We start from the raw sequence: 24,207 nt of genomic DNA on the forward strand, positions 1-24,207 counted from the left end.
TATGTATAAAGGAGTTGTTTAATTGCTATGCCAAGAGGGTTTACAGAACGTGAGCAGGAAAAAATCCGCCAAAAGTTGGTTGATGCCGGAAAGTATTATTTTAGCTCACAAGGATTAAAAAAAACCGGAGTAAAGGAGTTGACTGACAAAGCAGGAATCGCTCAAGGATCCTTCTATCGTTTTTTTCAATCCAAAGAATTGCTTTATTTTTATATTTTAGAAATGGAAGAAGAAGTGATTAGAGAAGCCGTTCTCAAGCAGCTAATAAGTACGTCTAACGTTACTGCTTCTTTATTTGCATCTGTTCTTTTGAAAGCACTTACTATGATTGAAAAACATCCGTTAACTTACCGTCTTTATACGAGTGATGACTATGACTACTTAATGCGAAAATTACCTACAGAGAGGTTATCTGAGCATGCGGAGCAAGATACGATGTCATTTACGCCTTTATTATCAGCTTGGAAAAAACAAGGAATTCTCAAGCCAGACCTTTATGAAAATGTCATAAGTGGTGTGTTGCGTGGTTTCTTTCTTCTTATTACTCATAAACGGGAAATTGGTGGCGATGTTTACGATGAAACAATGACGTTTATGGCCTATGCAATAGCAAATGAAATCTTTCGGGAGGGGGAAGTGGAGAGATGATCCAAATTTCCGAGCTCTTTTATACGTACCCGGGTAATCACCGCCCCACAATTAAAGGGGTTAACCTCAGTGTGAAAAAAGGAGAAATCTTTGGTTTTCTAGGTCCATCAGGAACTGGGAAGAGTACGTTGCAGAAGGTTTTGATTGGTGTTTTAAAAAACTATCAAGGAAAAGTGCGGGTTTTGGGTCAGGAAGCAGAACAAGCAACTGGATCTTTTTATGAAAAATTAGGTGTGGCTTTTGAAACACCTAATTTTTATCAAAGATTTACAGCGGAAGAAAACCTTCAATTTTTCAGTTCATTTTATACAAAAATAGCGAAAGATGATTTTCTCAGGAAGGTAGGACTTGAAAACGACAAACATACGAAGGTAGCTGACTTTTCAAAAGGGATGCTGATGAGGCTAAACCTCGTCCGTTCTTTCCTCCACGATCCCGATTTGATTTTACTTGATGAGCCTACTGCTGGGTTGGATCCAGTAAACGTGAATAAAGTCAAAGAACTAATCATGGATAAAAGAGCAGAAGGCAAAACGATTTTGTTAAATACTCACAATATGCACGTGGCGGAATCCATGTGTGATAGAGTTGCTTTTATTGTTGACGGGGAAATCAAACTTATCGATTCACCGGCTCGATTAATCAATTTACACAGCGATAAAAAGGTGGTAGTTACGTTCTTTGAAAACGGTGAATGGAGAGAAAGTAGTTTTTCACTCAGTGGGCTTTATAAAAATGAAGATTTTCAGAGTTTGTTAAAGCAAGGGAAGTGCGAGTCGATTCAAACTTATGAAAAAACGTTGGAAGACATTTTTATTGAAGTTACGGGGAGGAAGCTTCAATGATCTGGAAGCTCTTTAAACAAGATGTTCAATTTCAATTTCGTCACGGTTTTTATTACGTATACGCACTTGTAACGTTCGTTTATATTATCATTCTTTTTCTCATTCCACCTGATGTTCGAGGGGATTGGGGTGTCCTTGTTATTTTCACTGACCCAGGAACATTAGGTTTTTTCTTTATAGGCACAATTGTAATGCTTGAAAGAAATCAACAGCTATTAACCTATCTATTTGCTACTCCGGTTCTACTTAGGAATTATCTAATTTCGAAATTGCTTTCTTTGACATTGATCGCTTGGGCTACGTCGGTACTTATTACTGTCTTTACTCTCGGAATTGAAGTGAACTACATTTTATTAACCGTGTCAGTCATCCTTTGCAGCTTCTTCTTTACTGCGGTTGGTTTAGTCCTTTCCGTCGATGCGAAATCTATTAATCACTTTATGTTTCGATCAATTATTACTATGACCATATTGTATGTACCAATCATTTCTTATTTAGATTTAGTAAGCATTCGTGTATTTGAGATTCTACCAAGCTATTCCGCTCTTTTTTTAATCAATCAGGCAGCGCACGATAGTGTAACTGCCTTGCCAGTATTGGAATTTCTACTTCATATTTTCATATTGATTCTTTGGACGGTGCTCGTTTATTTGTGGGCTTATTCACGATTTAACACGTACATCATCTCGAACACTGGTGAGACGAGGAGGGTTTCAATATGAGGCGACCTTTGGCTCTATCATTAAAAAATTTGAGCACATTCGTAAAAGGAGATGGAAAAAATATTCTTCGAGATCCTCTCATGATGCTCGTTCTTTTCGTCCCGTTTCTCCTTTATGCGATGATCGTCTGGGGAATTCCATTTATTGATTCGCAAATCACACAACTCACAACCTTGCAACTCTCAGACCACATGCCTTTTATTCACGGTTTAGCGTTGACGATGACGCCACTCATGGTTGGTATGGTTACCGGCTTTTTACTACTTGATGAAAAAGATGAAGGTGTTTTTGATTATTTCGCAATCACTCCGATTCAAAAAGAGGGGTTTCTTGCGTATCGAATGAGCATTCCCGTCCTGCTCGCATTTGTATTCACAGTAACTCTAAGCGTTATGTTAGTTAAGGTTGCTCAGAATACGACATTATTACTTCTTTCATTTATCCAGACATCTCTTACAGGTCCGTTAATGACACTCTACCTGGCTTCTTTTGCAAAGAATAAAGTAGAAGGTATGGCTATTGCTAAAGTATTTTCTATTCTAATGGTTGCGCCAGTTTGTACGTATCTTTTTAGTGAGTGGTGGGTTGTTTTTGCCTATATTGTCCCGATTACTTGGAGCGTTGAGCTTTATTATTTTTCCTTGATAGGTAATGGGTATGGGCTGATCCAACAGGGGGAAGTGCTTTTTATCGGCGGACTATTGGTTTACTTTTTATGGATGTTTATTATTTTCAGAAGAATTCAGTGAGATTTCACTAATTCCTTGTATTTATTTGAATATTCATTTTATTCTAAAGAAAAGGGATGAGATAGTGATGGAAAATGAGAATTTAGGGGAATGTCACGCTAATCTGAATGATATGAAGGAGTGATTCAAATTGATTGAAGCAGTATTTTAAGACCGTGACGGTACAATCGGGGGTGATCAATTCATCCACTATCCAGGGGAGTTTCAGTTGTTCCATTATACTCATAAGGTGATGAAAAGATTGAAAGATCATCAGATTCACATTTTCTCATTTACTAACCAACCTGGCATTTCACAAGAGTTATCAAACATAGACGATTTTTATACAGAATTAATGAGTTTTGGGTTTGATGGTGTATATTTATGTCCTCATGGGCACGACGAGGGTTGCGTTTGCCGAAAGCCTGAACCCGGAATGCTTGAAAAAGCAGCAAAGGAACATTGTTTAAATCTTGAAAACTGTGTGGTTATCGGGGATCGCTGGAGTGATATGGTCGCTGCTTCAAAGGTGTGTGCGATTAGAATTCTTGTCAAAACGGGAGCAGGTGAATCGTCTCTAACTGATCAACGTTCCAATTGGCAAGCGATTGAGCCTGATTATGTGGCAGAAACATTAGAGGATGCGGTTGAGTGGTTGATGAAAGATGACATCGATTAATCGAAGGCAATAAAGGGTGGCAACCTCTTTTTCACTACACCAGAAAGTCTAACTGCGCTAAATGAATAAAGTGCTAATAAGGCTTCGCGGCAAGCCAAGCCTTCTTAAAAGAATCTATATCTATAAGTGGATAGCTACCTTATTAGTATTGCTTTGTTTTTTCACCAATGTTTTTTCACCAATGTTTTTTGGAAGTTTTTTAAGTTTCCATGGAGGAGGCCATGATGTATATTTTTTAATTTTGGTTACCATACTATTTCTCGTTTTTAAGTTTTACTCACGATTTTCCCAACAGTAATCAAAGCGTTACTCTCTCTTTACTTTGTTCTCCTCACAATAATCTTTTACGTTCGTTACCATGATATTCGAGAAAACTATAATATGATCGATGCCCTGTCATTCAAGAGGGGTGGGGAATTAAAGCAAATCGGGCGCATCTAACAAGTTATTTCTACTTTGTCCCGTTAAGTATTCTGCTAGCTTATATCTTCATAAGACTATTCATACAAGCCCATACCACCAGTAAAAAAATAATGATATTTTTTCTGTCGGTTTTAACGCAGGGGTTGCTGTTAATTCTGTTTTTCTTATACCTGTTAATTTATGGAGCAAGGCCTTAGCTGGGGAACTCGGCATTGGTAATCGGAATTAATAATTGATGATCCTGGTGAATTTTAAATAAAGAAGGAGGTCTGTCCCATGTTGAATGAAAAAGTGAACGAGACTTTGAAAAAAACTGATTTTTCCGGCACGGTATTATTGAGGGCTGAATCAGATACCGTGTATTCAGGAGCAAGTGGATATGCAAACCGAAGCGATCGTCTAAGAATCAATTTGGAGACCCGTTTTGGCATTGCTTCTGGTTGCAAACTTTTTACTGCTATTGCGATCTGCCAGCTTGTTGAAAAAGGAGATCTGACCTTGCAAACGAGATTAAACTCGTGTCTTGACTTCGATTTTCCACACTTTGATGATGCAATTACAGTTCATCACCTTCTTACTCATACATCAGGGGTTCCTGATTATTTTGACGAAGAAGTGATGGATGATTTTGAAGAGTTATGGCAACAAACACCAATGTATGCATTGAGAAACCTTGAAGGTTTTCTGACCTTATTTCAAAACGAAAAAATGAAATTCACACCTGGTTCTCGCTTTCATTACAATAACGCGGGTTTTGTCCTTCTCGGACTCATTGTAGAAAAGATAAGCGGACAAGTTTTCTCCGATTATGTGGAACAACACATCTTTAAGAAAGCGGCAATGGAAGAATCGGGCTATTTTTCATTTGATCAATTACCCACGAATACGGCATTAGGTTACATTGAAAAAGAGGATGGAACTTGGAAAACAAATGTGTACTCGCTTCCTGTAAAAGGGGGAGCTGATGGGGGTGCATTTACAACAGTCTTAGATATGATCAAGTGCTGGGACGCTCTTTTTTACAACCAACTATTATGTAAGGAGATGACTGAAACTTTACTAAGCCCCCACCGTTCAGTGGATGAGGAGAATTCTTACGGATATGGAGTTTGGATCACGAGAAAAAACGACCAAATCTATAAATATCATGTGATGGGTTACGATCCTGGTGTCAGCTTTCATTCTTCCTATTATCCTAACTCCAAGCACACTTTAGTCGTAGCATCTAACAAAAGCACCGGAGCATATGAAGTAGTAGAAGTAATCGAAGAACAGCTAAAAGAATAAGAGGGTGAATCGAATGTGGAAACAACATCTGCTCTCAATCGGGGAATACCACTATCGGAATAACCACTTTTCTTTTTAAGGATGTTCAGTCTGGAATTCATAGCAGTCGAAAGAACCTTCTAACTTTCTGCTTTTCCACCTAAAACAACCACTCACTTGAATAATTACCGAAGTAACTGGAAAACTTAGGTATAAGCTAATTGAGGAGGATGAAATATGAAATTAAGATGGCTGGTTTTAACCTTATTAATGACGTTGTCTATGGTGGGATTGGGGGCAGACCTAGGACATGCGGCGCCAAATGTTATTGATTTTGAGCTTGAAATTGAGATGAAGGATAACAACAAATATGACATAGAGTACGAGGTGAATGGGACTCAGATCGAAGCTAAATACCAGGTTCCTGGAGAGCCAGTACTTTATGGACAGGACGCAGTTCAAAAAGTTGAGGAATTCATTTCTAAACTAGACCTCAGCCCTGAAACTGGCAGACAAGAAGCAATCGACAGAGTACTTGAACAATTAGGGTTAAATCAAGCAGATATTGATGACTTTGAATTAGAGGTAGATTTTGAAGGTGGACAAGAATTAGATGTTGAATTTGAAAATTAAGTAACCGTTCGAAACGCAAACTCCTGTCGGTCATTTATTCGATAGGAGTTTTATTATGTAATAAAAATTTTCGGAATAGTATGTAAGTGTTATGATGTATTTGGGGAGGGTGATGTCATGAAACTCGATAATATTCGATTGCTCGTAACTAATTTTGACGAGTGTTTTCATTTTTACAAAGAAATACTGAGCTTTGAAGTTACCTGGGGTGAACCGGGCGGAGCTTACGCTAGTTTTGAAACTGCATACGGGGATACAATTGCGATTTTTAACCGTGAAGCAATGGCAGCTGCGGTAGGGAAGAGTAGTCTCCCGAAAGATGCGAATGTACAAGATCGTTTTGCAATCATTTTTCGCATTGAAGACTTAGCAGAAACCGTAGACGTGTTGAAATCGAAAGGTGCCATTGTTTCTGAAATCCACGATCAATCAAGTTGGGGGATTAAAACGGCTCACGTGCGCGATCCTGAAGGGAATCTTCTTGAACTGATGACGAGTATGCCGGAAGAAGAATGGGACGAATCGTTAAGGGAGGAGAGTGAGAAATATGACTAAAAAGGTTATTGAATTGACGGAACAAAAGGAGATAACGGAAGCCTTTCAGCTAATGAGACAACTGCGTACACACCTTGATTTATCTACATATCTCGAGCTTGTAACAGAAGCTATGGCGAAGGATCACTATCGAATGATGGCTTTATTTAATGAAGATAAAATAGTCGCACTTATTGGTTTTAAACCGATGATTACTCTTTATTATGGACGATTCGTCTGGGTGTGTGATTTGGTTACCGATTCGAAAGACCGCTCTAAAGGTTATGGTGAAAATCTACTCAACTATGTGCATGAGTGGGCTAAAGATAACGATTATTCAAGTGTAGCGTTATCTTCAGGATTACAAAGAGAAGCTGCCCACCGTTTTTATGAAAATAAAATGGACTATGACAAAGTGAGTTTTGTATTTAAGAGGTCTGTGAACTAATCTCAACTTTAGAATCAGGTTATTTGTAGAATAGATTTGATTTTTTGTAGAAATAAACTAGCTTTTGTGTAGAATGACGAAGTGTTATGTAGAATTGTTTTTGCTTTTAAAACGAGCAGGGAGCACGCTAACAGAGCTAATAAAGGCTGACACGCTTTCACTTTTGTCAGCCTTAAGTCAGCTAATGTTTATTCATTTCGATGTGAGGGCCGCGAATAGAAGGCAATGTATCATGAACATATTCGGGTGCAGGGTTTAGTACCGGTGAATTACCATAGGCGGGGGCTCGGGAAACGTATTTGAATTCTCCTAAGCCGTCCATGCTTCTCCCTTGTGCCCATCTTCCTGTGCTGCTCTCTTCTCCTTGAGATAGGTTGTAAAAGTCATAAGAAACCTGCTGTTTTTCAAGTTTCCTTGGAAATGTGCTAGGAACTACAATGTTTTCTTGAGCTTCAATCTCTGCGATCGCTGCTAGCCACATGTTTTGGTGCATCGTGTCTCGGGCTATTAAAAACGAGAGCATATCTTTTACACCAGGGTCTGTAGTAGATTCATAAAGTCTGACTGCTTGCAGACGTCCTTGGGATTCAGCGTTTAGGTTTGCTCGAAAATCGGCCAGGAGATTGCCACTTGCAATAATGTAATCCGCTGTCCATCGGTTACCAACGCTATCAGCTGGCATAGCTCCTAATCCAGAAACAATCGCATGTTGGGGGTTCATTCCGCCCAAAATAGCACCAACTACCGGATCTTGTGCTGCTACTTCTTTGTCACCAACGGGTGCATCATCTAATAACCTTGCTATCATCGTTGCTAACATTTCAATGTGAGCAAGTTCCTCAGCCCCGACATCCATTAATAAATCACGGTATTTTGCATTCGCACGACTATTCCACCCTTGAAATAAATATTGCAAAGCAACCGAAATTTCACCAAATTGTCCACCTAAAATTTCCTGGAGCTGTTTAGCAAAAAAAGGGTCAGGCCTACTCGGTTTTGCTTCATATTGCAACTCCTTCATATGGTAAAACATTTGTATCCCTCCTTTGTTTATAACTCCAATAAAAAAGATATGTTGGTATAGTTTGTTTAAGTCCAAGATTTCTAGAAGAGATCGAGAACTTCCAGATGACAGAGGAAGAAGCGTTGACGGTGCACTTAGAAAAAATAATAGAGACTTTGAATCTTCTTTCATCGACAAAGAAATTCTCGTCCTCGGTCAGATTAGTGATGATTATTTTCTCATCACTTGTTAAAATGACAGAGGATAGATAAAAATAGCAGAGACTAAGGTAAAGGAGTTTGAACAACGATGGCAAATGATAAAGTATTGATTTTTGGTCATAAAAATCCTGATACGGATACGATTTGTTCTGCACTTGCATATGCAGATCTTAAAACACAATTAGGGATGAATGTCGAACCTGTTCGTCTGGGGGAAGTGAGTGAAGAAACCAATTACGCTCTTAAACAGTTTAATGTTGACGCTCCTCGCTTTATTGAAAAAGCAGCACCTGAAGCAGAGCAAGTAATTCTAGTTGACCATAATGAGCGTCAGCAAAGTGTAGAAGATATCGAGCACGTTCGTGTATTGGAAGTGATTGACCATCACCGTATCGCGAATTTTGAAACGAAGGACCCGCTCTACTATCGTGCAGAACCGGTCGGTTGTACAGCAACGATTTTAAACAAGTTGTACAAAGAAAATGGTGTTGAAATTAAAAAAGAGATCGCCGGACTTATGCTTTCGGCTATCATCTCCGATTCGCTTTTATTCAAATCACCAACTTGCACAGACGAAGACGTCGAAGCGGCAAAGGAGCTAGCGGAAATTGCAGGTGTTGATGCAGAAAGCTATGGCCTTGAAATGTTAAAAGCTGGAGCTAACTTGAGTGATAAAAGCGTGGGCCAACTTATTTCTCTTGATGCAAAAGAATTTACAATGGGGAACGCTAAAGTTGAAATCGCCCAGGTGAACACAGTAGACACAGAGGAAGTCTTTGCACGTAAAGATGAGTTTGAACTTACAATCGCAAACGTTGTGTCTGAAAAAGGGCTTGATGTCTTTGTTTTTGTTGTGACAGATATTCTTACAAATGACTCTACGGTGCTTGTTGAAGGACAAGCAAGTGAAGCAGTCGAAAAAGCGTTTAACGTTACCTTGAGTAACAAAACAGCCGTCCTCAGCGGTGTTGTTTCACGGAAAAAACAAATCGTACCACCATTGAACGGCGTATTTGCATAATAAAAACCTAGCTTGGCGGTTTCCCAAGCTAGGTTTTTATTATAAGCTAGAAGTATGAGCGGATAGCTACCTTCACACCGCCTGTTTTAATAACAGACTGCTATGCGCCCTTATGAGATAAGATTGTGTAACAATCTACGATTCAATGTCTGCTCCAAGGAAGGTCGGTGTAGCGTCAATGCTTTTTTAGTTCATGATTAATCCCGATCGTTTCTTCGACAGGTAGAATAAAAGCAATTCCTTTCCCCGGTCGATTGAGTGAGGCTTCTTCTTGAATTTTACTTAAAACCTCTTTTACATTTTTACGAGTCACGAGGGTGAGGATGATTTCTTTTTCAGGTTCAATGACCATGGAAAAAAGCTTGGCTTTTTCGTGAATTCCTGATCCACGCCCAGACAGAATTGTTCCCCCTTCAGCGCCAGCTTTTTTGGAAGCATCTACAACAATGCCTGCGTCTCCTTTATTTACGATGGTTACGATTAATTCAAATTCCACATTATCTGTCATTTTATCTAATGCCTCCTCATCCAAGGCCATATCCATGTTGTTATGGACGATGCCTTTCACTGCTAAAGCATCGACTACAAAGCCAATCCCTTTTCCACGTTGATTGAGTTTTGCTGACTTAATAATCTCTTCTAATACATTGGTGACTCGTTCCTCAGGAATAAGAGTAAGGATAATTTCTTTTTCGTAAATCATATCAATGCCGAAAAACGATTCTTTTTCATGTATGCCAAGCCCTGATCCTAATAGGACGGTTCCACCTTCTGCCCCTCCACGTTTTGAGGCTGTGATGACTTTATTTGCTTGTTTCTTTTTGACGATCGTGATGATCAGTTTGTAATGTTGTTTCGGAGCGGTCATACAATTGTTCCTCCTTTTTACTATAAAGTAGTCCAAGGACAAGAACAGAAAGAATAGGGGTTAATGCAACGAGTGAGATCATCCCGAACCCATCAAGGAGTGGGTCGCGTCCTTCTGTTACATTCGCTACGCCGACCGCAATTGCCATAATAAACGTGACTGTCATAGGTCCCGTGGCAACCCCTCCTGCATCAAAGGCGATGGTAACGAAGCGTTTTTTTGAAAACCGAATGAGTAAAAGGGCGGCCATATAACCAGGGATTACAATAATCCACAATGGAATACCGAGGAGAATCCTCACCATGGAGAGCGCGATCGAAATAGCAACGCCGATGGACAATGTTAACAGTAAGACATTACCGGAAATCGAGCCTGCAGTCACCTTCTCTACTTTATGATTCATAATACGGATAGCAGGCTCTGCAAACGTTGCTACAAAGCCAAAAAGAAATCCGATGAGTGGAAGGTAGAGCCAGGACTGCGAGTTTTGACCTAAAATTTCGCCAATAGCTTGACCTGCAGGGAAAAAACCTACACTTACACCTTGTAAAAAAAATGATAATCCAAGGAATGTTAACAAAATACCAAACATCGTCTTCCATACTTTTTTTAAGCTGAGTTTGAGAAAAAAAATTTGAAATACAGTAAAGAATAAAATTAACGGCAGAACGGCCAAAGCTACCTCGAGTAAAATGTGATCAAATCCAGTAAACACTGAATGGATCAACCGAAAACCACCCCCAAAATCATCACAGCTAATACTGGTCCGATAGAGGAGAGGCCGACGAATCCAAACCCGTCACTTGTAGACGAGTCTTTCCCCCTTAGGACAGAAGCAACTCCGACTCCTAGGGCAAGAATAAACGGAACCGTCATTGGACCCGTTGTTACTCCCCCTGCATCAAAGGAGATCGGCAAATAATGGGGTGGCACAAAAGGCACTAGTAAAAAAATGAGTCCATATCCCCCAACTAAAAGGTGTACAAAGGAAATGTTATAGATCATTTTAATCATAGCTAAAGCGACAAAAATTGCGACTCCTAACGCTACTGTATAAACGAGGAGTTGATTGGAAATTGCTCCTTTTGAAACTTCGTCTACTTGAAAGGCGAGCACCCGTACGTCGGGCTCAGCAATGGTGACGACAAGACCTAGAAAAAAACCAACGCCAATAATAAACCATGTTTTTTTTATTTTAGGCAGGGTGGATCCGATTAACTCACCGATTGGTAATAGTCCAATATGGACACCAACGAGGAATAAAAACAGACCGAAACCAACGAACAAAACACCAATCAAAAAGTGGACAAAAACTTCTGTTGGTAAGCCGATGATTGTATATTGGAGAACAATAACGAGGAGTGCCATAGGTAATATCGCAAAAGAGACTTCTTTTACCTGATCAAATAGATTTGTCATTTTTTTCTCCTCTCTTGAAGTTTTGACGACAGATCAATTGAGGTTGAGAGGAATGTATGGTTGATAATAAATATGAAGAGAGACGAGGGAAGATGACAGGCATATCATTACGAAAGTTACATAACTCTATGTTATGATTATATTATGTAACATACGGAGGATAACTATGAAATATGTTGAGCCGATTAAAGACGTCAAAAAAATTCAAGAAGTGAAAGAAATTCTCAAAGCAAAGTCCACGCGTGACTATGCCTTATTCGTACTTGGCATTAATACGGGCTTGAGGATTACGGAATTGTTGGAAACAAAAGTGTTTGAAGTTATGGACTCAAGTGGTGAAATTGGTGACTTCCTATATCCTCATTCACGAACCAATTGTGCATATAGTCAATTTTATTTAAATGAACAAGTGAAGGAAGCTCTTAGCCTTTATTTGTCGGAATATTCGTTTTCAGAAGATGATTTTCTTTTTAAATCAATAAGAGGAACCGTTCCGATTACTCGCCAGCAGGCGTATCGGGTTATACATACTGCGACGCGGGAAGCTGGAATTGACCATAAGGTAGGTACGCACACGTTAAGAAAAACGTTCGGTTATCACGCCTATCGAAAAGGTGTAGCGATATCCTTACTTCAAAAAATCCTTAAGCATACAACGAAGAATGAAACTTATGACTATCTTGGAATAAATCCGAATGATGTTTCGTCGATAAGAATTGATGTTAATTTATAAAATATAAGAGAGGAGCAGATATGATTGAAGCGTTATTAAATACAGATTATGTGGTTTTACTTGTTGCTTTATTTCTTATTATTGGTGTACTCACAACAAAATTTTCTACTCGACTAGGTGTTCCGGCTCTAGTTTTGTTTATTATGCTAGGCATGGTTGCAGGAAGTGACGGGCTTGGTATTATATATTTTGATAATGCTTCGCACGCGCAAATTATTGGTATCATCGCTCTTGTCATTATTTTATTTGAAGGTGGTCTATCCACCAAATGGACAACGATTAAACCAGTTGCGGCTCCTTCTCTACTATTAGCAACAGTTGGGGTGCTAATCACGACTGTTGTGGTTGCAGTAGTAGCAAAGCTGATTCTTGATGTCACTTGGCTTGAAGGAATGCTTTTTGGAGCGATTGTAGGTTCAACTGATGCTGCAGCTGTATTTGCTGTCCTCAAGGGACAAAATATTAAATCTCGTCTTGGTGCTACATTAGAAGCAGAGTCTGGAACGAACGATCCGATGGCAATGTTTTTAACACTCGCTTTTATTGATTTAATCATGCTGGACCAGCAAGGTATTTTATCCACAATCGGTGCCTTTTTTTGGCAAATGGGCTTCGGTTTAGCAGTGGGAATCGCTATGGGAATGTTAGCGTCGTGGGCGATTAACCGGATCAACCTTGATTCGGGTGGACTTTATCCGATTTTTGCGATTAGCTTCGCGTTGCTGACATACAGTATTTCTTCCTTATTAGGGGGGAGCGGATTATTGGGGGTTTACGTGGCAGCTCTTATAATCGGTAATTCAGATTTGACTTACCGTCATACGATTTTCCGGTTTAATGAAGGATTTGCCTGGATGATGCAAATATTAATGTTTATCATTTTAGGGTTACTCGTGTTTCCAGGTCAGCTATTTACGCTAGAAGTAGTACTTCACGGCCTCCTTTTATCATTTACACTCATCGTTGTTGCAAGACCATTAGCAGTGTTTTTATCGACCATTGGGTTTGACTTTACATGGAAGGAAAAAACATTGCTATCTTGGGCTGGCCTTCGTGGGGCTGTTCCCATTGTCCTTGCCACATTTCCGATGATTGTCGGGCTTGATCATGCACAAATGTTCTTCAATGTCGTCTTTTTCGTCGTATTAACATCCGCTTTAATTCAAGGTTCTACAATTACTCCCTTTGCAAAGAAACTGGGGTTAACAGGTCCTAAAAAAGTCACCCCTTTACATTCTTTAGAGCTTGTGAGCATTGGTCAGGCAAATGCGGAAATCATCGAGTATCAAGTGAATGAAGAAGCAAGCATTGTTGGTCAAAACTTAACTGAAATTGAGTTTCCAAGAGATGTTTTGATTAATGCGATTATTCGTGACGGAGAGCTGGTTACTCCATATGGCGAAACGGTCATTGAAGCGAATGATATACTCTATATTCTTGTTTCTCGAACGAGTATGAAAGAACTTAAAAAGCTCCTTGGAGAAACAACGTCAAATAAATAGATAAAAAGAGAGACATTCTGATCCAAGATCGGAGTGTCTCTCTTTTGATGCTATAAAATTACCCTTTCACGCAGCGAAGTGGCCAACAACTGCAAAGAAAAACACGAATCCAAATGCAAAAAATGTTTTACGCATGAGAAACCCTCCTACATTAAAAAGTTTGTTAAGAGATAGTAAAATAAGCGATAATCAGGATTTATTTATGAATGAGTAGTATAAAGTCCGGTTTAGTGTGATTAACTGTTTATATCTCTTATTAACTACATTTTAAACCATATAACTCCATTGATAAAGGGTTGTTACTCATTTTTTTTCGTTTTTTTGAGAGTTGAGAAATGGCAAGCAGACAGCTACCTTCACACCTATCGTTTCAAGGGAAAAGTAACAGTGGTCTTCTTGCGGCGAGTAACAGCAGGAACAGTTGAAGACCCCGCAGGGTGGTGTTCCCGAGAAGGCTGAAGCGTTGACCGCACCAAGTCAAGGTTTCTTTAAAAAAGTAAATTAAAAGAGAGGGATTTATGTAATATTTTCATTACATAATGCAAATTATCATTTACATTATGTAATGAAAGGTATACACTATTAGTAAGATGATGGAAGGAAGGATTCGGAAATGTTAAGAAATCGTGTGAAGGAGCTTCGAGCCCGATTTAGCTTAACGCAAACCGACTTAGCTAAAAAAATCGGCGTCACTAGGCAAACGGTTGGATTGATTGAAAAGGGGGATTATGCACCCTCTGTCACGTTGGCTATTAAAATGGCAAAAACATTTGAAACGCCCATTGAAGAAGTATTTTGGTTAGACTAAGGAGAGGAAAAATAATGTTAGAACGATTTATACGTTCACCGATCAGTATGATGCTTTTCTTTGCTGCGCTTATTGGTGTGATTTACATGGTTCACTATCAATCAGTATCGAACAATGTGGAATCTGTGATCACTTTATGTTTCCTTATTTTGGCTCTTGTTTTTATTGTACTCATTCTGTTTCATAACAAACGAAACCCGGATCGCAGAATTAGTTGGAAAAGCTGGACACCTTATGAGTTGAAGGAAGAAGATGAAGGTCAACAATGGGTAACCTTTCGAGCCTGTAGGAAAGTGTACATTTTTTATTATTTTGCCCTACCAATTGGAGCTGCAGTTATTGCATTCACCCAGCATGTTGCTTATATGCCACTCGTTGTTCTATTAGCGATGGGGGTCATACAGTACACCATCTATTGGCTTGAAGAAAGGAAATATTTAAACCAACAGGAGGAAGTTGAAGAATGACTAGTTTTATTGCTTATGTTGTCGTGTTTTTGCTCGCTGCCACTCCATTTTTTGAAATGATCGCCGTAATTCCGTTAGGTGTTGCAGCTGGTCTGAATGTGGTTCCAGTTACGATTTTAGCACTACTCGGAAACGTCGTAACTGTTCTACTCGTTATACTCTTGATCAACCAGATTCAAGCCTGGTTAACTAGAAGACGGGAAGCGAAAGGAAAAGAGCCTTCCTTGAAGCGACAAAACCGGGCCAAGCGAGTTTGGAAACGGTTTGGATTACCTGGTCTTGCGGTCATTGGTCCTTTGTTTATAGGGAGTCACTTAGCGGCTTTAATGGGGATGAGTTTTGGCGGAACAAAAAAGCAAATGACCAAATGGATGCTAGGTAGTTTAACACTTTGGTGTGTTGTTACTGCAGTTGCTTCTTACATTGGCATTGACCTTCTTTTTACTTATACGGATCGTGAAGGGTTTTTGGTTGATTTATTAGAAGGATAATAAATTTTTGTGAAAAGCTAGCCTTTGAGGTTAGCTTTCTTACATTCTTTGGAGCAGGAATGTTCATGTCTTATGGGAAGATATGTTGATCTTTACATAAAGTCGTTTCAGATTAGAAAGTTAAATGGTTTTCAATGTCGAGAACAAGGTAAATCGGAATAAAAATGGGATTTTGAGGAACGTGAGGTTCAATTATTTAGAAAATAATTTTATTAAAGGAGGCTGTTGCATACGTTAGTAATAGCCTCGTTTTTTCTTTTTAGGGGGTCATTCTTAATCACTTGGATTTGATATCTGGAACAGTGGTTAGTCATTGCCATTTTCTTTATAGCTATCTAATTTCCTTATGAACTGCTGGCTTTTGTCCATAATCTTAAGTAAAAAAGGGGAGTGGATATGGAGTGGGAAAAGGCGTAATAACGGTTAATGTGGTAACGTTTCTGATCGTAGTGACATTTGCTATTATCGGCATGGGTTTTGTTAATTTAGGAGAAACACCTCATATGAATTATTGGCCGCTTTATCCGAGTATTGTTTGGACTGTTGCACTCTTTATTCAACAAATCCCTCATTTATGGGTGAGGCGTTTCGGATTAGCAGTAGCGATTTTAAGCTCACTATTTTGCATTGTTAAGGTTGTTGTCATAATCTTTTAACGAAAGGTCTGGTTGGCAGTGAGACAAATAGAAGTGCGGCCGGCAGAACAGAAAGATTGGTTATCCGTATGGAGCCTTTTACATGATAGAGGGAATACGGATGACGACGAGGCTGCTTATAAGCGATTTTTATATATGATTGATGATTCGAATCATTGTTTGAACGTAGCGACAATCGACGGTTATGTTGTCGGATACTGCTGGATTCAAGACTATGGGCCACATTTAAGAACTGGCCAAAAAGCAATACGGTTTCATGATTTGTTCGTTTGTGAAACATATCGTAAAAAAGGGGTAGCGCGCGCTTTATTTGAAAACGGAAAACAGTGGGCGAAAGACAATGGCGCTAATTGGTTTTCGTGGAATGCAAACCCAAACTCATCTAGTTTTTATACAAAGCTTGGCTATACGCCAACGCCAGAGGAGGAAGAAGGATTTCCTTACTACGAAGTTGAATTTATTGATTAAGTGACGAGCTTTTTACGTTCGCTAGACTACAGACCTTTCAGTAGGAAGAAATCGTATAAATGAAAAAACGGAACTTTTGCTCATTTAGGCATACTATCACCACATTCTATAGAACAGGTGGCAGGTTGAGAAACGAGCATCGTTTGGAAGTTGGTTGGAAAACGTTCAGGTGCTGACATTCTATATGGTTTACTATGATTAGATGAGCTGAAATCCAGATACCATGAGGAACGAAGGAGAAGGAAATATGACGAAAATATGCTGGTGGATAACCCAGTTCCTATTATTAACCGCTTGCACTGACGAAGTCGTGGAGCCTGAAATGAATAAGGTAAAGTTAGATGATGACGTTCATTTTCCTTATAGCATCCCAGAAATCGATGAACATGTCATAACAGCGATTGATGTGGCTCCTCAAGAAGGTGATGCCAAACGAATCGACGTTTATTATACGCATGTTGAAAATGTAAGTAACAATCGGCAGCTAATGGAGGTGGAAGAAGGATACGAAGAGGAGTTTAACTTAAGAACGGTTTACGGACCGTATGAAGAGCTACCTCATTACGGCATTGTCCTTATTCAAAGTCCGGAACCATTCGAGTCAAACTATAAGCAAACAATCTTGGTAAACGATCAAGAGTTTTATTATACTCAAAGCACTAGTGGAGAGACATCTTTATTAGCTTTTCAAGCAGAATATCGAGGTTTATGGTATGATGTGACGATTTTTAATGTGAAGCCAGACCTTTCCGAACGACAAGTAAGAAGAGAAGTTTCTAACGTACATGATAAAATTCTCGAACAATATGAAAAGGACGGTTGAAAAACACTCTGTACTTTAAAGAAGTGTTTTTTCGCGATAATGAACTTTATGATATGGTGGAACTACAGTAAACTTATTTGTAAGTGGAGGTTGAGAGGAGGGGGGAAATTACATCTTCTGCAGATAGGAGAGGAACATCGTGATCAAAAAAATAAACCTACAAGATGATTGTCTTGCCTCTATATTATATAATCTTCAACGAAAAGCCTACACGGTTGAAGCAGATATTTTAAAATATGATGGGCTTCCGCCACTAAAAGAAAGTCTTAGGAAGTTTAAAAATTGTGGGGAGGCGGTCATCGGCTATTTTCAAAATCAAACGGTGCTTGGCTTCCTTTCTTATGAACGATCAGGTAAAGACCTGACGATTTGTCGCCTTGTTGTATCTCCTGAGCATTTTCGTAAAGGCATTGCTCAGCAATTACTAGCTCACATGGATTGTGCGGAGTCAAATGTAACCTCTATTTATGTGGCTACAGGGCGCGGGAATGATCCTGCATGTCTCCTCTATGAAAAAAACGGGAATCAGTGGGTAAGGGATGAAGAAGTGGAGAAGGGCGTTTTCATCCGAAAGTTTCGAAAATTGATCGCCGAAAAAAATGAATTAGAAGAGACAACGCCCAGTAAAAAGGAGTTTACCCACTGATCAAGGTAATTCGGAAAAACATGCGAACGTATTCTTCTTAACAATGATCCTTGCTATCGGGTATTGGAAACCTTGTTCGTTCCTCAAGCAGCTCTTTTCGTTTTATGGGGTCTGGTTCTATCTTCTGTAATTCAGACCGTATGTAATGTAATTCTTCTAAATACGAGTCATATTCTGACCCGAACATTTCGGAGAGGTAATTACGGATTTTTTTTGCTAAAATTGGACTTTTACCTGAAGTTGTCACGCTCAATTTAAGTGCTCCTCTGTCAACTACAGCAGGAAAATAAAAGCTACTTAATTGTGGGTTATCCACAACATTTATGAGAGAAACATAAGACAATAAACCTCTTGATAGCTCTTCATTAATGGGAAAGGAATCTGTTGCAACGACAACTAAAAAGAACGAACGCCAGTTTAATTTTAGCCGGGTACAAAATTCCTCTAAAATGTCTCCTGTAGTCAAGGTCGTTCTTTTAACTTTTAATTGATTAACTTGAGATTGCAGTCCATTTGTAAGTGTAGGGCTAATGAGAGTGACATCTGCCTTTTCCTTTAATAAATAAGCAATTTTTCTTTCTGCAATACTTCCTCCCCCCACAACGAGTATTGGCTTTTGGTAAAGCTGGAGAATAAAAGGGCTACTCATGAAAACCTTCTCCTTTCCAAAGATAGTAACAAAGAAAACAAATTCCTCGTGATTTTCTGATCCCTAGCGAAGATAAACGTTGGGTTTCTAATGTCTTTGTCGAATTGTAACCTGGTCTACTTTTTTGTATATGTTTACAACGAGAGTGCGGTTGCTATCTTCTCCTCAAGCCATTTTGAGATGAGGGGATGTGGGAGATACGTATCCCCGCTCCATTTATAGGATAAACCTTTTAGTCTATTTGGAATGACCTTATTCGTGAAATAGCCTTCACTTAAAAATAATGGCACAACAATCATTGTACGGTCACTTGTAGCAGCCTCTGTTGCTCTTTCTTTAATATTGTCCGGATGCAATGTTCCGTGACAAATTTGATAAAGAGGAATTTTCTGAACGACTTTCTCTTTCAGATCTTCGAGCAACTTTTCCCACCTTTGATGAAAAAAAGGCTCTTCACTGCCATGAGCGACAAAGAGTAACACTTCTTTTTCAGGGTTAACAGACAATGCCTTTATCCTATCCATAATAATCGCAATAATGAGAGGGTGCGCATCCATTGGGTCTAGCCATCGAATACGTGCAGAAGTTGTGATTTGACTCAAGTCAGTTTTAATAAGGGGAGTGTTTAGTAGACCAAGCACATATTTAATTTCCTCAATGTGCGTGCTACCAGAAGAGACAAACAGGGGAATGGCGAGAATCGTACCACACCCCTGGTTCTCCAACGTTCGTATCCCTTGCTCAATCGTCTCATCTTCAGTAAATTCAAGGTAACCGAGCGTAATAGGTAACTGTGAATCTACTTGGTGAATCGCCACTTTAACCTTTTTTACCCAATTCGGGTTGCTTGAGCCATGAACGATAACTAACACACCAGGTCTATCTCGCCTCATACGGTGGACACCTCCTTTATACGTTGATCGCTGTATTTAAATACGAGGAATGTGTTAACTTTTCTTCAAACCAAGCTAGCTTTTCTCTCAACTTTACTACCTCACCTACAACGATGATCGCTGGTGATTGAAAGTTCTTTCTTTCAACTTCGTCTGCAATCGTTGATAGTTCTCCAGTTAATGTTTCCTGTGTTTCACATGTACCCCAACGAACAAGGGCTACAGGAGTAGTTGGAGCAAGTCCGTGATGAAGCAGATTATCTTGAATAACGTTAATTTGTTTAACACCCATGTAAAAAACAAGAGTGTCTACTCCAGAAGCAAGGCTTTTCCAATCAATGTTCTCGTTCTTTCCATCCTTTCGTCGATGTCCTGTAACAACGGCAAATGAAGAGCTTAATTCACGATGGGTTAAAGGAATTCCTGCATAAGCAGGAGCTGCACTTCCGGAAGTGATCCCCGGTACGATTTCGAATGTGAGACCCTTTTTACGGCAGGCTAAAGCTTCTTCTCCAACTCTTCCAAAAATCATCGAATCTCCACCCTTAAGCCTTACTACCTTTTCTCCACGTAATCCATGAAATACAAGAATTTGATTAATTTCCTCTTGGCTTATGCAAGAAGCTAGCGGTGTTTTTCCACAATAGATTAATTCAGCATCCGTTTTACTATGCTTTAAAATTTCCTTGTTAATTAATCGATCATATACGATAACATCCGCTTCCTGTAATAATTCTGTTCCTCGAAGCGTTAATAGTTTTGGGTCACCAGGTCCTGCTCCAACGAAATAAACTTGCCCTTTGCTTTTTTGCACAATGGATTCCTCCTCGTCACTATATTTGACTCTTTAAAACGAAAACTGCTTTTCTGCCAATTTTTTTCGTTTCAATTAAAGATAACTCCTCGATTAACGGGGTTTTTAAATAGTCTCTTTCTAATTCGACTTCGGCCGCATGAAAAGCAGCGGCTTCTCCATCAGCCGCAACGACAATATGGACATTTTCTTCTTTATTAATAAGTGCTTCAAATCGATAGAGCTTCACAGCAATTCCTCCTACTATCATCCATTTATTTTCCTTTCTCGGAAGGGGGAAATTCAGATTAAGAACTTCATATTTTCATTCAGTGAAACGGGGAATACCCCATTTCACTGTGAAAAATTCTGTAGTAGCTCCTTAACCAAAAGGGAGACGTCAGTTTTGCAATCAAGATACTTTTTCATTAATGATTGATGTCAGCTTTTCTTGAAGTGAATCTTTGCCTGTTCGTTCGAAAAAGTCATGAAAATTTTCTCCGGCGAATTTTTCATCTTTAAAATGCGTTAAAAACTCAAGCAGCACATCGTTCAAATAAGAGGCTTCGATTTTCCCTTTGAGCTTTTGATTAAATTGAGCATTTTCTGAGAGCCTTCCGCCAACGTAGATTTCAAATGCTTCTACGAGCTCTTTGTTGTTATTTTTCATTTTGATTCCTTGAAGGCCGATATCTGCTATTTGCCGTTGTCCACAGGCGTTAGGACAGCCGACCATATGAATTCGAACTGGAACATCAACTGTCAAATGGTCGTCTAAGTATTCGGCGATTGCGCTCATGCGAGCTTTTGTTTCTACGAGTGCTAAGTTGCAATATTCAATTCCGGTACAGGAGACTGAGTAACCAATAAAATGCTTAGGTTCGATGCTCATCCGATCTAAAAGGCTCTCATTTAAGAAAGCATCGACATCGTGATCTGCAATATACGGGATGACGACGTTTTGAGAATTACAAGTACGAATCTCACCTTTTCCATATTTTTTGGAGATACGAGCTAGTTCAACAAGCTCCTCTGAATACAGTCTTCCAACAGGGATATTTAAGCCGACATAGTTAAATCCATCTTGTTTTTGAGGGTGTACACCATAGAAATAACCTGCATTCCAAGACTTAAATCGGTTCTCGCCTTTGGGAGGCAAGACAATAAATTCAGAAAGCTTTTCTTTTAACGTTTCTGGCCCCCAATCCGCCATTAAAAACTTCAATCTGGCGCGATGGCGTTTGTCGCGATACCCGTGATCACGAAAGATTGTTGTTATCGCCTCGGTTACTTCTTTTACTTGCTCTGGCTTTACAAAAACATCGAGTTCCTGTGCTAGGAAAGGCTTTGCGGAAAGACCTCCACCAACATATACATGGAAGCCGACAACTTCCTCTCCATCGATTGTTTTTGTTGCGGGTACAAACGATAAGCAATGGATCTCTGCATTTTGTGCATTTTGTATATTTGAGGAGATCGATACTTTATATTTACGTGGGAGATTCGAATAGTCCCGATTTCCTTGAAAGTACCAATAGACCTCATCAACGATTGATCTTGTATCCATTAATTCATTTGGGTCTATTCCAGCTAACGGGTTGCCCACGATAGTTCGCATAATGTCTCCACATGCTCCAACAGAAGATAACCCTACGGCTTTAAGTCTATCGAAAATGTTAGGGATATTTTCGATCTCCAACCAATGAAATTGAACGGCTTGACGCGTTGTAATATCAATGACATTTCGACCATAATCTTTAGCAATGTCGGCTAACACAATAGCCTGTTCATTATTTAAAACTCCAGAGGGGATGTTGACCCTCATCATAAAGTAGCCGTCTTCTTTTGGTTTTTGTAAGTAAAGACCTGCCCATTTAAAACGAGACCACTGATCTTTCGGGATCGATTCGAATCCTTCTTTTGCATACTTTGGAATATCATCTAATATATCAAGACCATCTTTTTCTAGCTTTGCTTTTTCCTCTTTACTTAACTTTTCATTGTCTGCCCAAATTTTCGTGTGAGCCATCTGGTTTGCTCCTTTCACAAGTGAAGAAATGATAAAAGTCTTAAGTTACAATTTGCTTTTCTATTAAGTAGTCTAAAATTTGCTCTACCGATGCTTCGATCGATGACTCATCACTATAAATGATAAGCTCGGGGTTATCAGGCTCCTCATAAGGAGCGCTAATGCCTGTGAATTCTGCAATTTCTCCTTTTCTTGCCTTTTTATATAACCCTTTAGGATCGCGATTCTCACATTCTTGGATGCTGCACTTTACGAAAACTTCAATAAATTCTTCCTTTTCAACTAAATCTCTTGCTAATAGGCGATCTTTTTGATATGGAGAAACGAAAGCTGTCAATACAATTGTGCCGTGATCAACAAATAATTTGGAAACCTCTCCAATACGGCGAATGTTTTCTTGACGATCGTCTGGACTGAAACCTAAATTTGCATTTAATCCGTGACGGACATTATCACCATCAAGTACGTAACTACGAATCTGTTTTTCGTATAATCGTTGGTTCACTGCATTGGCTAACGTTGATTTTCCTGAGCCCGAGAGCCCGGTAAACCATAAAACACAGCTCTTATGCCCATTAAGCTGAATTCGATCACTTTTTGTCACAGCTAAATCATGCCAATGAATGTTGTTGCTTACATTAGTTTTTTGACTCATAGTCTAACTTTCATCCCTTCAATCAGTACTTTTACTACTTCTGCTCGACTAAATTCTGGCGGAGGTGTTTGACCATCGCGTAAAAGCTCGCGTACTTTCGTACCAGAGAGAATGACACGATCCTCTATTTCATGAGGACATGTTTTTGTTGAGGCCATGTTTTCGCATTTCTTACAAAAGAAGCTGTGTTCAAAAAAGAGGGGAGTAATCCCTAATTCTTCTTTTGTAAACTGTTGAAATATTTCCTGTGCCTCGTATGTGCCATAATAGTCTCCAACACCAGCATGGTCTCTTCCAACAATAAAATGTGTGCAACCGTAATTTTTACGAACTAAGGCATGAAAAATGGCTTCTCTTGGTCCGGCATACCTCATTGATGCAGGGAAAACCGCTAGGAATACTCGGTTTTTTGGGTAATAATTTTCTAGCAAAACGTGATAGCTTTTCATTCTTACATCTGCTGGGATATCATCTGATTTTGTTTCACCTACAAGAGGGTTCAAAAAGAGTCCATCCACTGTTTCTAAAGCCGACTTCTGAATATACTCATGTGCTCGATGAACGGGGTTCCTCGTTTGAAAGCCGACAACCGTTTTCCACCCTTTATCTTGAAATGTTTTCCGGGTGTCAACAGGCTCTAAATAATAATTGGAAAACTGTTCTTTCGCGTGCTTTTTCACTAACGTAATGGGGCCAGCTAAATACGTATCGCCTCTTTTGAGGATATTTCTGACCCCGGGGTGCTTCGTATCTTTTGTCTTATAAACTTGGATAGCTTCCATTGTTTGATCAGGAGAATAGACTTCTTCTAGCTCCAACACCCCGTAGGTTATGCCACGATACGTTAAACGGATGAGCTCACCAATCTTTAAAGAAACAGCCTGTTCACTTGTTACCGTAAGCGTGATCGGGATGCTCCAAATTTCACCAGTCGATAATCGTAGGTGATGGACGACACTTTCATAATCTTTTTTTCCAAGGAACCCTGTTAATGGGCTGTAGGCCCCATTTGCAAGGAGCTCTAAGTCAGATAATCCCGTTTTATCCAATTCAACGGAAGGTTTGATAGAAGTATAATCATAGCTTTCATCAATACGGTTAACGATGATGTCCCCGTGTGGAATACTTTCTGTCAT

General features: G+C 39.4%; 29 protein-coding genes and 1 pseudogene. 19 read left to right on the forward strand and 11 right to left on the reverse strand.

All coding sequences use genetic code 11. The annotated features are described in order from the left end of the window. The first annotated feature begins 27 nt into the window (after positions 1-27). The 9 genes and pseudogenes from CDZ94_RS19550 to CDZ94_RS19590 all read left to right on the forward strand — a co-directional run bounded on the left by CDZ94_RS19550 (position 28) and on the right by CDZ94_RS19590 (position 6,926). Positions 28-648, forward strand: a complete 621-nt coding sequence (locus CDZ94_RS19550; RefSeq protein ID WP_096440020.1) for a TetR/AcrR family transcriptional regulator — start codon at positions 28-30, stop codon at positions 646-648. Continuing rightward, complete coding sequence (locus tag CDZ94_RS19555; protein ID WP_096440023.1) at positions 645-1,493, forward strand: ABC transporter ATP-binding protein; 849 nt, start codon at positions 645-647, stop codon at positions 1,491-1,493. Before CDZ94_RS19550 ends, CDZ94_RS19555 begins: the two co-directional genes overlap by 4 nt. Then, positions 1,490-2,215 carry a fluoroquinolone export ABC transporter permease subunit gene (locus CDZ94_RS19560; RefSeq protein ID WP_096440025.1) on the forward strand — a complete coding sequence of 242 codons (726 nt, stop codon included), beginning with the start codon at positions 1,490-1,492 and terminating at the stop codon, positions 2,213-2,215. The genes CDZ94_RS19555 and CDZ94_RS19560 overlap by 4 nt, the downstream gene beginning before the upstream one ends. Beyond that, positions 2,212-2,964, forward strand: a complete 753-nt coding sequence (locus tag CDZ94_RS19565; protein WP_096440027.1) for a hypothetical protein — start codon at positions 2,212-2,214, stop codon at positions 2,962-2,964. Before CDZ94_RS19560 ends, CDZ94_RS19565 begins: the two co-directional genes overlap by 4 nt. A 130-nt stretch (positions 2,965-3,094) precedes the next feature. Then, positions 3,095-3,622, forward strand: a pseudogene (locus CDZ94_RS19570) (HAD-IIIA family hydrolase). A gap of 699 nt (positions 3,623-4,321) precedes the next feature. Further along, on the forward strand, positions 4,322-5,332 hold the full coding sequence (locus tag CDZ94_RS19575; RefSeq protein WP_096440029.1) for a serine hydrolase domain-containing protein: 1,011 nt from the start codon (positions 4,322-4,324) through the stop codon (positions 5,330-5,332). A gap of 216 nt (positions 5,333-5,548) precedes the next feature. After that, positions 5,549-5,944, forward strand: a complete 396-nt coding sequence (locus CDZ94_RS19580; protein ID WP_096440031.1) for a YusW family protein — start codon at positions 5,549-5,551, stop codon at positions 5,942-5,944. Between the two features lie 117 nt (positions 5,945-6,061). Continuing rightward, the gene (locus CDZ94_RS19585) at positions 6,062-6,499 is read left to right on the forward strand and encodes a VOC family protein (RefSeq protein WP_096440033.1); all 438 of its coding nucleotides are present in this window, start codon (positions 6,062-6,064) and stop codon (positions 6,497-6,499) included. After that, the gene (locus CDZ94_RS19590) at positions 6,492-6,926 is read left to right on the forward strand and encodes a GNAT family N-acetyltransferase (RefSeq protein WP_096440035.1); all 435 of its coding nucleotides are present in this window, start codon (positions 6,492-6,494) and stop codon (positions 6,924-6,926) included. Before CDZ94_RS19585 ends, CDZ94_RS19590 begins: the two co-directional genes overlap by 8 nt. Before the next feature lie 181 nt (positions 6,927-7,107). On the opposite strand, the gene CDZ94_RS19595 is transcribed toward CDZ94_RS19590, so the two are convergent. After that, positions 7,108-7,959, reverse strand: coding sequence for a manganese catalase (locus tag CDZ94_RS19595; protein WP_096440037.1), 852 nt, complete (start codon positions 7,957-7,959; stop codon positions 7,108-7,110). A 279-nt stretch (positions 7,960-8,238) separates the two neighbouring features. On the opposite strand from CDZ94_RS19595, the gene CDZ94_RS19600 reads away from it, so the two are divergent. Next, entirely contained in the window at positions 8,239-9,171 is a 933-nt protein-coding gene (locus CDZ94_RS19600) for a manganese-dependent inorganic pyrophosphatase (RefSeq protein ID WP_096440039.1), read from the forward strand. A 175-nt stretch (positions 9,172-9,346) separates the two neighbouring features. Here the strand turns inward: CDZ94_RS19600 and CDZ94_RS19605 are convergent, their stop codons facing one another. The 3 genes from CDZ94_RS19605 to CDZ94_RS19615 are packed head-to-tail and all read right to left on the reverse strand — an operon-like array spanning position 9,347 to position 11,458. Further along, on the reverse strand, positions 9,347-10,039 hold the full coding sequence (locus CDZ94_RS19605; protein ID WP_096440041.1) for a P-II family nitrogen regulator: 693 nt from the start codon (positions 10,037-10,039) through the stop codon (positions 9,347-9,349). After that, positions 9,975-10,766 (reverse strand): DUF1538 domain-containing protein, encoded by a 792-nt coding sequence (locus CDZ94_RS19610; RefSeq protein WP_096440043.1) that lies wholly within the window; start codon positions 10,764-10,766, stop codon positions 9,975-9,977. Before CDZ94_RS19610 ends, CDZ94_RS19605 begins: the two co-directional genes overlap by 65 nt. Beyond that, complete coding sequence (locus CDZ94_RS19615) at positions 10,763-11,458, reverse strand: DUF1538 domain-containing protein (protein WP_096440045.1); 696 nt, start codon at positions 11,456-11,458, stop codon at positions 10,763-10,765. The genes CDZ94_RS19610 and CDZ94_RS19615 overlap by 4 nt, the downstream gene beginning before the upstream one ends. A 166-nt stretch (positions 11,459-11,624) precedes the next feature. Between CDZ94_RS19615 and CDZ94_RS19620 the strand changes: the two genes are divergently transcribed. The 9 genes from CDZ94_RS19620 (at position 11,625) to CDZ94_RS19660 (ending at position 18,052) form a co-directional block, all read left to right on the forward strand. After that, positions 11,625-12,191: a tyrosine-type recombinase/integrase gene (locus CDZ94_RS19620; RefSeq protein ID WP_096440047.1), complete on the forward strand. Its 567-nt coding sequence runs from the start codon at positions 11,625-11,627 to the stop codon at positions 12,189-12,191. 20 nt (positions 12,192-12,211) lie between these two features. Continuing rightward, a complete protein-coding gene (locus tag CDZ94_RS19625) occupies positions 12,212-13,693 on the forward strand; it encodes a potassium/proton antiporter (RefSeq protein WP_096440049.1) in 1,482 nt (493 codons plus the stop codon). A 613-nt stretch (positions 13,694-14,306) separates the two neighbouring features. Next, entirely contained in the window at positions 14,307-14,501 is a 195-nt protein-coding gene (locus tag CDZ94_RS19630) for a helix-turn-helix transcriptional regulator (protein WP_096440051.1), read from the forward strand. A gap of 14 nt (positions 14,502-14,515) precedes the next feature. Continuing rightward, complete coding sequence (locus CDZ94_RS19635) at positions 14,516-14,968, forward strand: hypothetical protein (protein ID WP_096440053.1); 453 nt, start codon at positions 14,516-14,518, stop codon at positions 14,966-14,968. Further along, on the forward strand, positions 14,965-15,459 hold the full coding sequence (locus CDZ94_RS19640) for a small multi-drug export protein (protein WP_096440055.1): 495 nt from the start codon (positions 14,965-14,967) through the stop codon (positions 15,457-15,459). Before CDZ94_RS19635 ends, CDZ94_RS19640 begins: the two co-directional genes overlap by 4 nt. Before the next feature lie 401 nt (positions 15,460-15,860). Beyond that, positions 15,861-16,115, forward strand: a complete 255-nt coding sequence (locus CDZ94_RS19645; RefSeq protein ID WP_096440057.1) for a hypothetical protein — start codon at positions 15,861-15,863, stop codon at positions 16,113-16,115. A gap of 18 nt (positions 16,116-16,133) precedes the next feature. Then, positions 16,134-16,583, forward strand: coding sequence for a GNAT family N-acetyltransferase (locus tag CDZ94_RS19650; protein WP_157911788.1), 450 nt, complete (start codon positions 16,134-16,136; stop codon positions 16,581-16,583). Positions 16,584-16,830: 247 nt separating this feature from the next. Beyond that, the gene (locus tag CDZ94_RS19655; protein WP_096440061.1) at positions 16,831-17,406 is read left to right on the forward strand and encodes a hypothetical protein; all 576 of its coding nucleotides are present in this window, start codon (positions 16,831-16,833) and stop codon (positions 17,404-17,406) included. 139 nt (positions 17,407-17,545) lie between these two features. Further along, positions 17,546-18,052 carry a GNAT family N-acetyltransferase gene (locus tag CDZ94_RS19660; RefSeq protein WP_096440063.1) on the forward strand — a complete coding sequence of 169 codons (507 nt, stop codon included), beginning with the start codon at positions 17,546-17,548 and terminating at the stop codon, positions 18,050-18,052. A gap of 37 nt (positions 18,053-18,089) precedes the next feature. Here the strand turns inward: CDZ94_RS19660 and CDZ94_RS19665 are convergent, their stop codons facing one another. From CDZ94_RS19665 to sat, 7 genes are all read right to left on the reverse strand, one after another. Next, positions 18,090-18,701 carry a precorrin-2 dehydrogenase/sirohydrochlorin ferrochelatase family protein gene (locus CDZ94_RS19665; RefSeq protein WP_096440065.1) on the reverse strand — a complete coding sequence of 204 codons (612 nt, stop codon included), beginning with the start codon at positions 18,699-18,701 and terminating at the stop codon, positions 18,090-18,092. 134 nt (positions 18,702-18,835) lie between these two features. Next, positions 18,836-19,594 carry a sirohydrochlorin chelatase gene (locus CDZ94_RS19670; protein ID WP_096440067.1) on the reverse strand — a complete coding sequence of 253 codons (759 nt, stop codon included), beginning with the start codon at positions 19,592-19,594 and terminating at the stop codon, positions 18,836-18,838. Between the two features lie 16 nt (positions 19,595-19,610). Continuing rightward, complete coding sequence (gene cobA / locus CDZ94_RS19675) at positions 19,611-20,408, reverse strand: uroporphyrinogen-III C-methyltransferase (protein WP_096440069.1); 798 nt, start codon at positions 20,406-20,408, stop codon at positions 19,611-19,613. 19 nt (positions 20,409-20,427) lie between these two features. After that, positions 20,428-20,637, reverse strand: a complete 210-nt coding sequence (locus tag CDZ94_RS19680) for a DUF3906 family protein (RefSeq protein WP_096440071.1) — start codon at positions 20,635-20,637, stop codon at positions 20,428-20,430. Between the two features lie 162 nt (positions 20,638-20,799). Then, entirely contained in the window at positions 20,800-22,416 is a 1,617-nt protein-coding gene (locus tag CDZ94_RS19685) for a nitrite/sulfite reductase (protein ID WP_096440073.1), read from the reverse strand. A 40-nt stretch (positions 22,417-22,456) separates the two neighbouring features. After that, a complete protein-coding gene (gene cysC, locus CDZ94_RS19690; RefSeq protein ID WP_096440075.1) occupies positions 22,457-23,071 on the reverse strand; it encodes an adenylyl-sulfate kinase in 615 nt (204 codons plus the stop codon). After that, positions 23,068-24,207: a sulfate adenylyltransferase gene (gene sat, locus CDZ94_RS19695; RefSeq protein WP_096440077.1), complete on the reverse strand. Its 1,140-nt coding sequence runs from the start codon at positions 24,205-24,207 to the stop codon at positions 23,068-23,070. Before sat ends, cysC begins: the two co-directional genes overlap by 4 nt.

The organism is Alteribacter populi (assembly GCF_002352765.1).
Classification (GTDB): domain Bacteria; phylum Bacillota; class Bacilli; order Bacillales; family Salisediminibacteriaceae; genus Alteribacter; species Alteribacter populi.

Coding starts and splice junctions, on each gene's coding strand:
- CDZ94_RS19555 (WP_096440023.1), top strand. CDS start 645: ATGATCCAAATTTCCGAGCTCTTTTATACGTACCCGGGTAATCACCGC.
- sat (WP_096440077.1), bottom strand. CDS start 24,207: ATGACAGAAAGTATTCCACACGGGGACATCATCGTTAACCGTATTGAT.
- CDZ94_RS19550 (WP_096440020.1), top strand. CDS start 28: ATGCCAAGAGGGTTTACAGAACGTGAGCAGGAAAAAATCCGCCAAAAG.
- CDZ94_RS19640 (WP_096440055.1), top strand. CDS start 14,965: ATGACTAGTTTTATTGCTTATGTTGTCGTGTTTTTGCTCGCTGCCACT.
- CDZ94_RS19600 (WP_096440039.1), top strand. CDS start 8,239: ATGGCAAATGATAAAGTATTGATTTTTGGTCATAAAAATCCTGATACG.
- cysC (WP_096440075.1), bottom strand. CDS start 23,071: ATGAGTCAAAAAACTAATGTAAGCAACAACATTCATTGGCATGATTTA.
- CDZ94_RS19575 (WP_096440029.1), top strand. CDS start 4,322: ATGTTGAATGAAAAAGTGAACGAGACTTTGAAAAAAACTGATTTTTCC.
- CDZ94_RS19635 (WP_096440053.1), top strand. CDS start 14,516: ATGTTAGAACGATTTATACGTTCACCGATCAGTATGATGCTTTTCTTT.
- CDZ94_RS19620 (WP_096440047.1), top strand. CDS start 11,625: ATGAAATATGTTGAGCCGATTAAAGACGTCAAAAAAATTCAAGAAGTG.
- CDZ94_RS19655 (WP_096440061.1), top strand. CDS start 16,831: ATGACGAAAATATGCTGGTGGATAACCCAGTTCCTATTATTAACCGCT.
- CDZ94_RS19685 (WP_096440073.1), bottom strand. CDS start 22,416: ATGGCTCACACGAAAATTTGGGCAGACAATGAAAAGTTAAGTAAAGAG.
- CDZ94_RS19560 (WP_096440025.1), top strand. CDS start 1,490: ATGATCTGGAAGCTCTTTAAACAAGATGTTCAATTTCAATTTCGTCAC.
- CDZ94_RS19595 (WP_096440037.1), bottom strand. CDS start 7,959: ATGTTTTACCATATGAAGGAGTTGCAATATGAAGCAAAACCGAGTAGG.
- CDZ94_RS19580 (WP_096440031.1), top strand. CDS start 5,549: ATGAAATTAAGATGGCTGGTTTTAACCTTATTAATGACGTTGTCTATG.
- CDZ94_RS19670 (WP_096440067.1), bottom strand. CDS start 19,594: ATGAGGCGAGATAGACCTGGTGTGTTAGTTATCGTTCATGGCTCAAGC.
- CDZ94_RS19590 (WP_096440035.1), top strand. CDS start 6,492: ATGACTAAAAAGGTTATTGAATTGACGGAACAAAAGGAGATAACGGAA.
- CDZ94_RS19565 (WP_096440027.1), top strand. CDS start 2,212: ATGAGGCGACCTTTGGCTCTATCATTAAAAAATTTGAGCACATTCGTA.
- CDZ94_RS19665 (WP_096440065.1), bottom strand. CDS start 18,701: ATGAGTAGCCCTTTTATTCTCCAGCTTTACCAAAAGCCAATACTCGTT.
- CDZ94_RS19625 (WP_096440049.1), top strand. CDS start 12,212: ATGATTGAAGCGTTATTAAATACAGATTATGTGGTTTTACTTGTTGCT.
- CDZ94_RS19630 (WP_096440051.1), top strand. CDS start 14,307: ATGTTAAGAAATCGTGTGAAGGAGCTTCGAGCCCGATTTAGCTTAACG.
- CDZ94_RS19615 (WP_096440045.1), bottom strand. CDS start 11,458: ATGACAAATCTATTTGATCAGGTAAAAGAAGTCTCTTTTGCGATATTA.
- CDZ94_RS19585 (WP_096440033.1), top strand. CDS start 6,062: ATGAAACTCGATAATATTCGATTGCTCGTAACTAATTTTGACGAGTGT.
- CDZ94_RS19605 (WP_096440041.1), bottom strand. CDS start 10,039: ATGACCGCTCCGAAACAACATTACAAACTGATCATCACGATCGTCAAA.